Below are 13,748 nucleotides of genomic sequence, written 5' to 3' on the forward strand. Positions count from 1 at the left end.
AAAATCGACACTTTTTTCCTAAATTTTTCCTTTTTTGTAAATAATCGATTAAAATAAAGTATAATTAAATAAAATTTTTTGAGATAACATGAAGTCAACTATTCTAATTAAACTTTCGGGTGAAAGTCTAGCTAACAAACAAAAATCACTCGCAATTGATTATGAACTTGTCGGTCGAATTGGCCATCAACTTAAAGAAATTCAAGCATTAGGTTATAAAATTTTAATTGTGATTGGCGGTGGAAATTTTTGGCGTGGAACTTCCGCTGCAAAAAACGGAATAAATCGAAATACTGCCGATTATATTGGCATGCTTGGGACGGTAATGAATGGACTGGCCCTTGATTCAGTTTTTCGCGATTTGCAAATTAAAACTCGCGTTTTGTCTTCGATGAGCCTAGATCCTCGAATTTGTGAGTATTTTGTTCGAGAAAAAGCTATTAAATATCTCTCAGACGGTCATGTTTTAATTCTTGTCGGTGGAACTGGTCGTCCATTTTTTACAACAGACAGCGCCGCTACCCTTTTTGCCTCTGAAATGGATGCAAATTTAATTCTAGTTGGTAAAAATAATGTAAACGGGGTTTTCGATTCTGATCCTAAAATTAATCCAAATGCGATTAGATATGATAAAATTACTTATGATCAAGTTATTGAAAAAAATCTAAAAGTAATGGATTCAACAGCCTTTTCGATGGCGCGCGATAACAAGATTAGATTATTAATTTTCGACATTAAAGAAGAAAACAGTATTGTAAAATTAATAAAAGGTCAAATCAAACATACGGAGGTTTATTAAAATGAAATCTGAAATTGAATTCAATTTTTATAAAGAAATTCTAGAACAAAAAGCGCAAGACGTTTATTCCTATTTGGGAAAAAGTTTCCAAAAAGTAAGCGTTGGCGCACCAAATCCCCAATTAATTTCCCATATTAAAGTTAGTCCCGAGTTTCCCAGTTTGAAGGCAAAAATTCACTTTTTAGTAAATATAAATATGAAAAAAGACCTGTAAATCGGTGTTTTTTGAATGTAAAACCTTAATTTTTATTGGTAGCATTTGGTAGCATTTTAAGTAATTTTATGGTATAATTATACATTATGAAAAAACAAAATTTGTTTTTATTTAGTGTTTGAGGATCTTCAAAAGATAAACCATATAAATATGTTGGCTGAACACAAGGTTATTCCAAAGGTCCAAAACGTTGATTTAGTTTAGGAAATGAGCGGAATTTGGAAAAAATTAATCCAAATGCTGTTCAAATTATCAAAGAAAAATTGAAATTGTTTTCAAATTTAGATGACAAAGATAAAGTCAAGGCTATTTTACTTGATTCTATTAAAAATTCCGCAATAATCGAAGGTTCGGTTTTTGTTGGTGGGGAATTAATTGAAAAACTTATTGAAAAGCACAATATTTTTGAGTCACTTCCTAAAAGTAGACATAAAAATATGAAAGAAATTTTTAACTACTTAATTTCAAAACGGATCACTGATCCTGGCAGCATTATTAATGCTTTTGATAAAAAGGATGACTACTCAAATCAAATAAATGCTTCCAAAAATAGCTTTTATAGACTCCTAGATCTTGTCTTTGAGTCACAAAATCAACTTTTAAATAGTGTCAACAAAATGGTAACAAGCGAACTTGGAAAAAGGGACAGTGAATTTTATTTTGACTCATCAACAATCTATTTTGAGACATTTGAAAGAAATGGATTAAGAATTCCTGGCTATTCTAAAGATGCTAAATTCAAAGAAGACCAAATTGTCATTGGCTTAGCGTGTGATAAAAATGGTATTCCTTTTCATATTAAAGTTTTTAAAGGAAATACCGGCGATTCTAGTACATTAATCCCTTTTGTATTAGATGTTGAATCCAAATATAATATCAAAAATATGACAATAATCGCTGATCGCGGCATGTCAACTGCTGCAAATATTCGATTTCTTGAATCAAGAAACTATAATTTTATTATTTCATATCGTGCAAAGGTAGGGACTCAAAAATTCAAAAATTATTTACTAGATCCAAGGGATTATGTTGATGTAAATGCGGATTTTAAGTATAAAAAAGAAGAATTTTATTCATCTTATAAAAATAAAAGATACACTGAAAATATTAGAAGAAGAATTATTACTTACAGTACAAAAAGAGCGATAAAAGACAGAAAAGCTCGTGAAGAGCAAATCGAAAGTTTTATTAAAAAACAAAATAAAGACGGTTTTATTGAAGTAAACAAATTGTTTGGTAAAAAACCTAAATATTTTAAGGAAATTTCAAACATGAAATTTGAATTAGATCAAAGTAAAATTGACAAAGACAAACAATTTGATGGCTACTATGTTTATGAAACAAATATACTGAATTTAAATGTCTTAGATATAGTTGAAAAATACCAAAAACAGTGGAATATTGAAGCTAATTTTAGAAGTCTAAAAGGTTTGTTGAATATTCGGCCCGTATTTTTAAGAATTGACGAGCACATTCTAGCTCATACACTTTTGTGTTTTATCTCACTAGTTATTTTAAAAACTATAATATTTAAAATCAACAAACATATTAGTGATAACAAGTTATTTGAAAACAATCAATTAACTGAGGTTGGTTTAGTAACGATGTTGCAAAAATTAAGGCAAAGGGTTGAATTTAACACTTTAGATCAGCAAATAACATTTAAAAATCGAGATGGTGTTCCTAGTGATCCGAATATTTGAAATAGGTATGATTTTTACTTTGATATCTTAATAAATCACTAATAAAATTGTTATTAACTTTTACCGAAAAACTTAAAAAAGTGCCTAAAACCAGATGCTTTTTTAAAATTACCTTATCAAACTGGGAAACTCGGGATTAAATCCTAAATTGCTATTTTCTGAGGGTTGACCCGTTAATGATAAAGCCGAAATTATTTTTAGATTCCTTTCTTTTAAACTTTCATAAGAGTCAAAACTTGATGAAAGTGCGCTAAAAATAGCCGAAATTAGGAAAGCTGAGTAAAATTTTATGTTTGAATCACGAATATTTAATTGATAGGCAAACTTTAATTCTGGAAGTATAAAGTGATTTGATTTTACTATTCCGGTACTGTTGCCAAAATTTTTGACATAATTAAAAAGTCGCGAATCTTTCTTGAATCTGTCGTCCTGTTTTGCAAAAAAGCTGAAATTACTATTAATTTCATCACCTAGAGTTCTGCTTCCGTCAAAAAAATTTATTATTCCAGTTTTACCACTTCAATAATCAAGAAAATCTCCTAATTTTAATAAGTCTCTCCCGTTTGAAAAATATTCATTTAAAAAAGTTCTTTTTTCTTTATACAAGTGCAAAACCATCTCAACACCCACAGTTTCAAAATGTGAAAGGCCTTTATTTCATTGCTCACCTGTTTTAAAACGATAAATAATTAAATTTGAATTAGGGGCAAAAAACTGAAAAATTGCTTGCAAGTTGTTAAAATCATTGTTATTTTCCCCCCGTTTTCTTCAATAAAAACTCCAACTTTAACATTTCTATTTACTTTATTTAAATTTGCATCAAAATTTAAGTTTGAGGCAAGCTCTTTAAAATCAAAACTTGAGTTTTGATACTGGTGAAAATCACCAGATTTTTGGCTAAAAAGCAAAAAAGGACTTAATACTGTTAAACTTGGCAAAATAAGTCGCTTAAAAATTCCCTTAATTTTCATCATGATCACCTCTTCTTTTTCTTCACACATAATTAAATAATCAGGCTACTTTTTGACTAAAAAAAGTAAAATCGACACTTTTTTCCTAAATTTTTCCTTTTTTGTAAATAATCGATTAAAATAAAGTATAATTAAATAAAATTTTTTGAGATAACATGAAGTCAACTATTCTAATTAAACTTTCGGGTGAAAGTCTAGCTAACAAACAAAAATCACTCGCAATTGATTATGAACTTGTCGGTCGAATTGGCCATCAACTTAAAGAAATTCAAGCATTAGGTTATAAAATTTTAATTGTGATTGGCGGTGGAAATTTTTGGCGTGGAACTTCCGCTGCAAAAAACGGAATAAATCGAAATACTGCCGATTATATTGGCATGCTTGGGACGGTAATGAATGGACTGGCCCTTGATTCAGTTTTTCGCGATTTGCAAATTAAAACTCGCGTTTTGTCTTCGATGAGCCTAGATCCTCGAATTTGTGAGTATTTTGTTCGAGAAAAAGCTATTAAATATCTCTCAGACGGTCATGTTTTAATTCTTGTCGGTGGAACTGGTCGTCCATTTTTTACAACAGACAGCGCCGCTACCCTTTTTGCCTCTGAAATGGATGCAAATTTAATTCTAGTTGGTAAAAATAATGTAAACGGGGTTTTCGATTCTGATCCTAAAATTAATCCAAATGCGATTAGATATGATAAAATTACTTATGATCAAGTTATTGAAAAAAATCTAAAAGTAATGGATTCAACAGCCTTTTCGATGGCGCGCGATAACAAGATTAGATTATTAATTTTCGACATTAAAGAAGAAAACAGTATTGTAAAATTAATAAAAGGTCAAATCAAACATACGGAGGTTTATTAAAATGAAATCTGAAATTGAATTCAATTTTTATAAAGAAATTCTAGAACAAAAAGCGCAAGACGTTTATTCCTATTTGGGAAAAAGTTTCCAAAAAGTAAGCGTTGGCGCACCAAATCCCCAATTAATTTCCCATATTAAAGTTAGTTTTTACGGGACATTAACCCCAATTAATGAAATTGCATCAATTTCAACTCCTGTACCCTTACAACTTTTAGTAAGACCGTATGAAATGTCACTTGTAAAAGAAATTGCAACCGCAATAGTTGCATCAAAAATTGATGCTCAAGTTCAAAAAGAAGCTAACCAAGTCCGTATAATTTTTCCTGAGCCAACACAGCAAAAACGCCAGGAAAGCGTTCATTTATTAAAAAAAATCCACGAAGAAGCCAAAGTTAAAATACGTCTAATTCGCCAAGATGTTAATAAATTAATAAAAAAAGAAGAGCTTTCCGAGGATCAAGAAAAAGACTATCTCAACCAGGTTCAAAAAATAATCAATTCACAAATAGAAAAAATTGATGAAATTTACGAAAAAAAAGTAAAAGAAATTCAAACTCTTTAAAAAATGCGGGCATTTTTCCCAAATTTTACATCTAAGGAATTTTTATATCGCTTTTTATCCTCAGTTTTTATTATCGCAATAATTGCTCCAATTTTATTTGTAGGTTATTATTGACATTTTTGGGGACGAATAATTTCTTTTGGTGTTTTAGCGTTTATTTTATTTTATAGTTTATACGAAATTTTTTTTCACTTTCAATCCAAAAAAATTTTTGCTGCAATATCTGCATCATTAGGTTTTTTACTGTTTTTATTACCTTCAAATTTTAATTTAAATCAGATCTATTTTTCTAAAGACGTCGAGTTTAGTTGAAGTTCAATAGAATTTTTTGCAAGAGAACAAGTTTTAGATTATCATATTTTTTTTACCCTGCCTTTTTTAATAGTTATTAGATTTATGGATTCTAAACAAAAAACTAATTCTCGTTTTTTTTCTGATATTTTACTTAAATTTATAATTATTTTTATAGTTACATTATTTTTTAAATTTTTGTGATTATTAAACACATTTAATGTGTATTTAGTTATTTCCTTGGCTTTAATTGCCGTAATTTCCGACATTTCTGGTTACATTTTTGGTTCACTTTTTGGAAGAAAAATATTTCCTTGAAAGTTTGATTTTTCTCCCAAAAAATCAATGGAAGGCTTCATTTTTTCCTTCATTTTTTCCTTAATTTTTACTTTATTAATTTTTTTAAATCTAAATTTCGGAATTAATTTGGATAACTGACTACTGTTTAAAATTTTGGCAATAATTTTTCTGCCACTTGTAGCTATTTTTGGGGACATATTTTTTTCTGTTATAAAAAGATATTTAAATATAAAGGATTTTTCACAAATTATTAAGGGTCACGGTGGAATTTTTGACCGCCTTGACTCTATTAGTTTTGTTTTTTTATCATTTTTTACAATTATTCTAATAATTTAATTTTTTCTTGTTTAAAAAGAATGAGGGTGGCTATGAATGTAGGATTCAAAAAATTTTGTGAGTGAGTTAATTGGCAAATACCGCCAGATTGAGATGATGTTCGAATAATTCAAAACGAAAATTCAGACAATGATAATGCTTCAAATGAATTTTCTGCAATATTTAAAAAAACTACCCTACCAAAATTTTTTGACTTATATTCATTTATTAAATTAATTGTAACAATCAATAAAAAAGCCTCAATTTTCAGTTGCAAAATTAATTTTAGTTATGAAATTGAACAGAATTATTTTGATGATAATGAATTATTAGAATATCTAAACGGTTTAATGGAAACGATTTCAAAATTTAAGAATTTTTTTACAGAAAAAGAAATCGTAAGAGCAGGTGCTGCTAAATTTAAAATTTTTTTTTCAGACTCAGAAAGCTATGATTTTTTTAAAGAGTACGAAAATAAATTGCTGAAAATAATAAAAATAATTGGTCTAATTCATTTAGATCTAGAATTTATACTTGAAAACAGGCAATTACCTCCTCAAAAACAATTAAATTTAGCCATAGAAAGTGTTTTGGATCCTTCAACATCTCAAGCTTCTGTTACCAAGAAAAAAACCTCGAAAAAATGCAGAAATTTTGAGCTTATTAATTTAAAGTTTATTCGATCACATAAGAATTCTAATGTTGAATTTCACGGTGAAATTTATAAAATTTCGACAATAAAATCAAAAAACGGTGGTCAAATTTTAAAAATTTATGTAAATGACTATGAATACACAGAAGCAGTTGTTGTTGATAAATTTTTGCGAGCAAATCAAAATGTTGACCTAAAAGTTGGAGATTTGGTAAAAATTCGGTCTGAAATCAAGGACACAACTTCGCGATATAAGTCAAATATTGATCTAACTTTGTGCGACATTACTAAAATAGAAACATCTGAATTTTTTCCTGAGCAGAATATTGACAGAGCTAATGAAAAAAGGGTCGAAATTGCCGCTAGAACTTGAAAATCAACTATGGACGGAATCTCAAGTGCAAGCGCATACGTTCGTCATGCATTAAAAAATGAATATTCGGCAATTGGAATAGCTGATTTAGATTCGGTCCAAGCTTTTCCTGAATTTTATGCTGCTATTAAATCTACAAATATTAAGCCTATTTACGGCTCAACTTTTTCAACATATTCATCAAAAATTGAAAAAGTTTTGAATTTTAATGGTAAAAATCAACCGCTAAATTCAGCAAGATTTGTCATTTTCGACTTAGAAACAACCGGACTTTCATCGTATTATAATGAAATTATTGAATTTGGAGCGCTTGTTTTTCAAGATGGAATTGAAATTGAAAAACATCAGTTTTTTATTAAACCATCACAAAAAATACCACATTTAATCACAAAAATTACTGGAATTACCCAGGAAATGATTGATGAATTTGCGATTTTGCCAGGTGATGCTGTTGAGAAAATAGAAAAAATTATCAAAAATTCGGTTCTAGTGGCCCATAATGCAAATTTTGACTTTAATTTTTTAAATCAATTTTTTAAAAAACATGCACAAAAATCAATAGAAACTCCGATTATTGATACACTCGAAGTAAGTCGTTTTTTGAATCCTTCGGAAAAAAGTCATAGTCTTAAAAATGTTGCAAAAAGATTTGAAATTTATTATGATGATGAGGTAGCTCACCGGGCAGATTATGACGCCCAAATTTTATCCAATGTTTGGCGAAATTTTCTTAATACATTGCAAAACCAAAATATTCAAGATTTAGAACAACTTTCATCAATAAAAGATTCAATTTTTGATCTTCGGCCAGAAAAAATTTTCCCAAAACAGTTGACAATATTAGCTAAAAATCAAATTGGTCTAAAAAAACTTTATAAATTAGTGTCGCTAGCAAATACAGAAAATTTAATTTCCCGTCCGCTAATTTTTTATGACAAAATGGAAAAAGACCCTGATTTATTGGTGGGTTCAGGAGGAATCGATTCGCTTTTGATCCAGAATTTACTTTATTTTGGGCCTGACAGTGTTGAAAAATTTGAAAAAATATTTGATTTTATCGAAGTTCCACCCCCAACTGCGTTTGTTCATTTAGTAAAACGAGAAATTTTTACACAAAATCAGATTGAAGATTTGATAAAAAACCTGCTGAATTTGGCAAAAAAATTAAAAATTCCAGCTGTTGCAATTGGTGATGTTCGTTATTGCCAGTCTCGTGAAAAAATTTTTCATGAACTTTATATTTATGCAAAAGGTGTCGGCGGAGTAAACCATCATTTGTTTGATCATCAAGAAAAAGAACGAAAAGACCCTAAAAACAGCCATATTTTTCCCGATAAGCATTTTTTTACAACTGATGAGTTAAAACAACAGTTTGAATTTTTACAAAATCCTGAATTAGTGGATGAATTTGTGGTAAAAAATTCTAATTTAATTGCTAATTCAATTTCAGATAGCATTGAAATTATCAAACCCGGCCTTCACCCGCCAGAATTTGATAATTCTGAAATTAATTTAAAAGAAACTGTTTACAAAAATGCATATAAAAAATACGGAAATCCGTTGCCAGAAATTATCAAAACTAGAATAGAAAAGGAACTTATTCCAATCATTCAGCACGGTTTTCATGTTGTTTATTGAATTTCAAAGCGAATAGTCGATGAAGCCAAATCTCAAGGTGCAATCGTTGATTCTCGTGGATCGGTAGGTTCTTCTATAGTTGCATATTTGACCGGAATCACAGATGTAAACCCACTTTTACCGCATTATTTGTGCCAAAATTGTTCTAAAGTGGAATTTTTTGACTCACAAGACTTTTTATCAGGATATGATTTGCTAGACAAAGAGTGTCAAAATTGTGGCCAACTTATGGATAAAGACGGTCATAACATCCCTTTTGAGACTTTTTTAGGATTTAATGCCGAAAAAGTTCCTGACATTGATCTAAATTTTTCAGGTGAGACGCAACTTAAAATGCACGATTTTGTTCGTGATCTTTTTGGAAAAGATAAAACATTTCGTGCCGGAACTATTTTGACAAATGCCGAAAAAACTGTTTTTGGTCTGGGAAGAAAACTTGGCGAATTTAAGGCAATGTATGATTCAAAATTTGATCTAAACCGTGAAGTTTCATATTTTACAAACACATTTCTCGATTTTTTAGCCACAAAAGCTCAAGGTGTAAAACGAACATCAGGAAAACACGCTGGTGGAATTATAGTTATCCCCCAAAACCGTGAAATAGAAGATTTTACTCCTATTAATTTTCCGGCAAATAATGAAAAATCTGACTGAAAAACAACACATTTTGATTATAATGCGCTTCATGATAACCTTTTAAAACTAGATATTTTAGGCCATGATGATCCAACAATTTTGCTTCATTTAGAGGAAATTACTGGAGTAAAATCAGATCAAATTCCAAAAAGTGACCATAAAATCTTATCACTTTTTACCTCAGCAAAAGAATTAGGCCTTCAACCAGGTCAAATGCTTGACGAACAGACAGGGACAATTGGAATTCCAGAATTTGGGACTCCTTTTGTTAGAAGAATGCTTCAAGTTGCAAAAGTAAAATCTTTTGCTGATATTGTCGCAGTTTGTGGTCTGGCCCACGGAGGTGGAGTTTGGCAAAATAATGCTGAAGTGTTAATTTCCAAAAAAAACCACGCAATTAACGAGGTAATTTCCTGTCGTGATGATATTATGATTTATCTTTTAAGAATGAAACTAGATCATCATGACGCTTTTAATATTATGGAAAAAGTTCGAAAAGGAAAAGGACTTACACAAGGCGAAATTGATATTTTAACCGAAAAAAAAGTTCCAACTTGGTATATTGACTCATTGCAAAAAATTGGCTATATGTTTCCAAAAGCCCATGCGGTTGCTTATGCAATGAAAGCTTGAAAAATCGCATATTTTAAACTATATCACCCACTTGCATTTTATTCATCATATTTTTCAATCAGACCTGATGTTAAAGATATTGATACATTAATTCAACCGGCAGATAAAATTGAGGCTAAAATTCTGACACTACAACAAAAGCAAACAAATCTAAATGGATCAGGCCAAGGTTTAACCCCAAAAGAAAAGGATTTAATTCCATTTTTAGAAATCAGTCTTGAACTAAAACTGCGAGGATTTGAAATTGAAAATGTTAATCTTTTAATGTCAGATGCTCAAAATTGAATTGTTAATAAAGAAAATAATTCATTAATTCCACCATTTATTTCAGTTGATGGAATTGGTGATATTAATGCACGAAAAATCATTCAAGCCCGTAATTTACGGCCTTTTTCGTCAATTGAAGATTTTCAGGCCCGAACAGATACAAATAATACTGCGCTAAAAAAATTAATACAACTGGGAGTTTTTGATAAAATTTCTAAGACAACACAAGTAAATTTATTTGACTAAAAAGGAGTAAAATTATGGATATTGGTGACAAAGTTTTATGTAAAGTCAAATCTTTAAATAATCCCAAATTTTATTGAAAAAAATTTCTAATATAAAATAAAAATTATACTTTACACCTCCGAGGAAAAAACAACTTTAAGTAATAATTTAATGGAAAAAATCAAAGTAGATGATGAAAAGTTTGCAAGTAACATCGAGTTGATCATGGCTTCTTAATATAATATAATATAGTATAATATAATTAGCTACTTTTATATCTAATGATAAATTTAAGGAGGCTTTAAATGCTTAAATTATCCAAATTTAAAATCATTTTTGGAATAACAACTTTTGCGACAGCTGTTACTTTACCTTTTTTAATATTAAGTATTAATGAAAAAACTGTTAAAAATCATAAAAATATATCTGAGACAACCTTCTCTAAAACATTAAAATCCGAATCTCTGAAAGTAATTTCAGCTTTAAAACAAAAAAATGCCGAGTCCTTTTCTTCTACTAACGAAAATACCGAAGCACAGATTAAGGATTTTTCAAAATTTGAAAAAGATTTTCAAGATTATATTGATGAAGTTGCAGAAAACCCAAATTTAAACTTTGAAAAAATAGCTAAAGAAAAATTACTAAAAAAAGGTGTTACCGCCGATAATATAGAAAAAATATTTGCTTCAAAAAATTCAAAAAATAACAAAATTCAAAATCAAGAATTATTTATTAAGCCTCAATCCTTTTCTTCTAAGAGCGTTCCTAATTTAAAAATGAAAGAATTTGCGAATAAACTTTGGAATCAACACGTTTCCAATGCCGCATTTGCCGCTATAAATTACGGTCTTGCAGTGGCTTATGGAGTTATTTGAATGTGGTGATCAGCATTAGCTAGTGCGGCGGCTGGCACTGCCTCAACAATGCTTTCAGTTGAATACAAAAATACTTATAATTCTCTTGTGTATGACAAAAATTGAGATGCTATTAAAGAAACAGACTATCAATATGGACTCAGGCTTGGTTCCAGAGGATTATCGTATGTTGGGCTTGCATTGTCGTTTAAAGAAATAGGAAAGCAAATAAACAAATTAAGAGGTGTGCAAGTAGCGGCAGCCGCTACTCTAAATAGTGTAAAATGGGTAAGTCCCCAAATTATAATTATATTATCTGCAATAGATGTTTTTCAAACAATTATTTCCTTAGGTAATCAATAAAATGAACTTTTGGTCAAGAGTTGAAAAATTTCTAAATCTTAAAATACCAAAAAAATTTTCAATAATTCCGTTTTTGTCTAATCTTGTGTATTTTTGACTATTTTATTATTTAGTTTTTCGTTTCAACCCTAACAAACAAAAAAGACATTATTTCTTTCTTGTTTTAATTTACTTAATAAGCTACCCGTTTCCTTTTTTTGTGCTTGTTTTAGTACTGAGTTTAAGTCATAATGGTGATTTTTTAAGATTTTTTTATTTAAAAATTTTTAATAATTATTTTTTAATGCATTTGTTTGAAACAATTACTTACTTAATTTTTTATTTCCCTTATTCATATGTTTGTAGTTTTTTACAAAAAGTATTCCGTTTTTATTTAACAAAAAAAGTGAAACAAAAATTAGGACGACTAAATCCAGAAAATAAATTTGATTTTTTAACTAACTTTGATTATGATAAATATTATAAATTTACCTGTCAAAGACAACTTTATGATCGTTATTTTGAACAGCAAAATTGATATAAACATGATCAAAATGTTGAAAATATTATTAAGTCAATAAACAATTATGACTGACACCAAGGCTATGTAGCCAGATATTATTCTCATATAATATTGCAAATTTTTTTGTTTAATTCTGAAAATTCAGAATTAAAAATCAATAAAAAAAACTGAAAATATTTTTTAATAATCTATTTTATTTTTACAACACTACATTTCATATTTACATGATACTCTATATGACTGTTTTATGGTTATTTTTTCTGAGACAAATTAAATAATGAGGATCTTTATAAAGATCTTTTTAAAAGTAATGCTGTTTTTGCTATGCCAGGAATGTTCGTTGTGATGGGTTATGTTGTTATTCCTTCACTTTTTTATTATCCAAAGACGTGAATAACATATCGACTATTTGAAAGTTAAAAATTACTTTAATTAATTTTAAGCAGCTTAGAAAAGCCAAATTATAAATAAAGCAATATAGTTTTTAGACTTTTTATATAAAATATCCTACATTATTCAAGGAAATTTAAAATGAACTTTTGATCAAGAGTTGAAAAATTTCTAAACCTTAAAATACCAAAAAAATTTTCAATAATCCCGTTTTTGTCTAATATTTTGTATTTTAGCCTTTTTGTCTATTTAGTTTTTCTGTTTAATCCTTATAAGAGAAAAAAGCATTATTTTTTGCTTATTTTGTTTTTTTTAATAAGCTATCCATTTCCTTATCTCGCAATTGTTTCAATGTTAAGTTTGAGTCATAATGGAAATTTTTTAAGACATTTTTATTTAAAAATTTTTAACAATTTTTTTATTTTGCATCTGTTTGAAATAATTACTTATTTAATTTTTTATTTCCCTTATTCATATGTTTGTAGTTTTTTACAAAAAATATTCCGTTTTTATTTAATAAAAAAAGTGAAACAAAAATTAGGTCGACTAAATCCAGAAAATAAATTCGGTTTTTTAACTAACTTTGATTATGATAGATATTATAAATTTACGTGTCAAAGAAAACTTTATTCACGTTATTTTGACATTAATAATTGACACCAATATGATCAAATTGTCGAAAATATTATCAAATGAATAAATAACACTTTATGACATGCACAAGGTTATCTACCAAGATATTATGCTCATATAATTTTGGAAGTGTTTTTATTTAATTCTGATAATTCTAATAATCCAGAATCAAAAATCAATCCAAAAAAATGAAAATATTTTTTAATATTTTATTTCATTTTTACAGCATTGCATTTTATATTTACATGATATCCACTTTGATTAGTTGCTGGATATCATTATTGAGACCAATTAAATGTGAATCTATATAAAGAACTTTTTCGAGAAGATGTTGCTGTTTGAGTACTACCATTGTTATTTCTTTTTCTAGGTTATGTCATTATTCCTGTGGTTCTTTATTTCCCAAAAACATCGCTGACATATTGACTTTTTGAGGGGTAAAAATTATTAAAATTAGCAGAAAAAATTCAGACAAATAATTTTATCTATGATTTTGATTGTACCACTTTTGTTAATTTTTCTACTAATTTATTTTGTCTTGGGTCTTCCCTAGTTTCCCAG

12 protein-coding genes are annotated in these 13,748 nt (G+C 28.6%); 10 read left to right on the forward strand and 2 right to left on the reverse strand.

Annotated features, from left to right (window positions below):
- Positions 1–88 precede the first annotated feature (88 nt).
- The 3 genes from pyrH (V3249_RS00335) (at position 89) to V3249_RS00345 (ending at position 2,758) form a co-directional block, all read left to right on the forward strand.
- Positions 89–799: a UMP kinase gene (gene pyrH, locus V3249_RS00335; protein WP_069099177.1), complete on the forward strand. Its 711-nt coding sequence runs from the start codon at positions 89–91 to the stop codon at positions 797–799.
- Position 800: 1 nt separating this feature from the next.
- Positions 801–1,013 (forward strand): hypothetical protein, encoded by a 213-nt coding sequence (locus tag V3249_RS00340; RefSeq protein ID WP_341517560.1) that lies wholly within the window; start codon positions 801–803, stop codon positions 1,011–1,013.
- A gap of 86 nt (positions 1,014–1,099) precedes the next feature.
- Positions 1,100–2,758, forward strand: a complete 1,659-nt coding sequence (locus V3249_RS00345) for an IS1634 family transposase (RefSeq protein ID WP_252263002.1) — start codon at positions 1,100–1,102, stop codon at positions 2,756–2,758.
- A 66-nt stretch (positions 2,759–2,824) separates the two neighbouring features.
- Here the strand turns inward: V3249_RS00345 and V3249_RS00350 are convergent, their stop codons facing one another.
- A complete protein-coding gene (locus tag V3249_RS00350) occupies positions 2,825–3,448 on the reverse strand; it encodes a hypothetical protein (RefSeq protein ID WP_341517561.1) in 624 nt (207 codons plus the stop codon).
- On the reverse strand, positions 3,406–3,717 hold the full coding sequence (locus tag V3249_RS00355) for a hypothetical protein (RefSeq protein WP_341517562.1): 312 nt from the start codon (positions 3,715–3,717) through the stop codon (positions 3,406–3,408). The genes V3249_RS00350 and V3249_RS00355 overlap by 43 nt, the downstream gene beginning before the upstream one ends.
- A 125-nt stretch (positions 3,718–3,842) precedes the next feature.
- On the opposite strand from V3249_RS00355, the gene pyrH (V3249_RS00360) reads away from it, so the two are divergent.
- The 7 genes from pyrH (V3249_RS00360) (at position 3,843) to V3249_RS00390 (ending at position 13,628) form a co-directional block, all read left to right on the forward strand.
- On the forward strand, positions 3,843–4,553 hold the full coding sequence (gene pyrH, locus V3249_RS00360) for a UMP kinase (protein ID WP_069099177.1): 711 nt from the start codon (positions 3,843–3,845) through the stop codon (positions 4,551–4,553).
- Position 4,554: 1 nt separating this feature from the next.
- Positions 4,555–5,115 carry a ribosome-recycling factor gene (locus V3249_RS00365; RefSeq protein WP_337896886.1) on the forward strand — a complete coding sequence of 187 codons (561 nt, stop codon included), beginning with the start codon at positions 4,555–4,557 and terminating at the stop codon, positions 5,113–5,115.
- Between the two features lie 3 nt (positions 5,116–5,118).
- On the forward strand, positions 5,119–6,042 hold the full coding sequence (locus tag V3249_RS00370) for a phosphatidate cytidylyltransferase (RefSeq protein ID WP_337896885.1): 924 nt from the start codon (positions 5,119–5,121) through the stop codon (positions 6,040–6,042).
- A 32-nt stretch (positions 6,043–6,074) separates the two neighbouring features.
- Positions 6,075–10,466: a PolC-type DNA polymerase III gene (locus V3249_RS00375; RefSeq protein ID WP_337896884.1), complete on the forward strand. Its 4,392-nt coding sequence runs from the start codon at positions 6,075–6,077 to the stop codon at positions 10,464–10,466.
- Between the two features lie 284 nt (positions 10,467–10,750).
- Positions 10,751–11,662, forward strand: a complete 912-nt coding sequence (locus tag V3249_RS00380; protein ID WP_337902504.1) for a hypothetical protein — start codon at positions 10,751–10,753, stop codon at positions 11,660–11,662.
- A gap of 385 nt (positions 11,663–12,047) precedes the next feature.
- Positions 12,048–12,584: a hypothetical protein gene (locus V3249_RS00385; protein WP_337905017.1), complete on the forward strand. Its 537-nt coding sequence runs from the start codon at positions 12,048–12,050 to the stop codon at positions 12,582–12,584.
- Positions 12,585–13,079: 495 nt separating this feature from the next.
- Positions 13,080–13,628: a hypothetical protein gene (locus V3249_RS00390; RefSeq protein WP_341517563.1), complete on the forward strand. Its 549-nt coding sequence runs from the start codon at positions 13,080–13,082 to the stop codon at positions 13,626–13,628.
- Positions 13,629–13,748: the final 120 nt, after the last annotated feature.

The organism is Mesomycoplasma ovipneumoniae, assembly GCF_038095995.1.
Classification (GTDB): Bacteria; Bacillota_I; Bacilli_A; order Mycoplasmatales; family Metamycoplasmataceae; genus Mesomycoplasma; species Mesomycoplasma ovipneumoniae_F.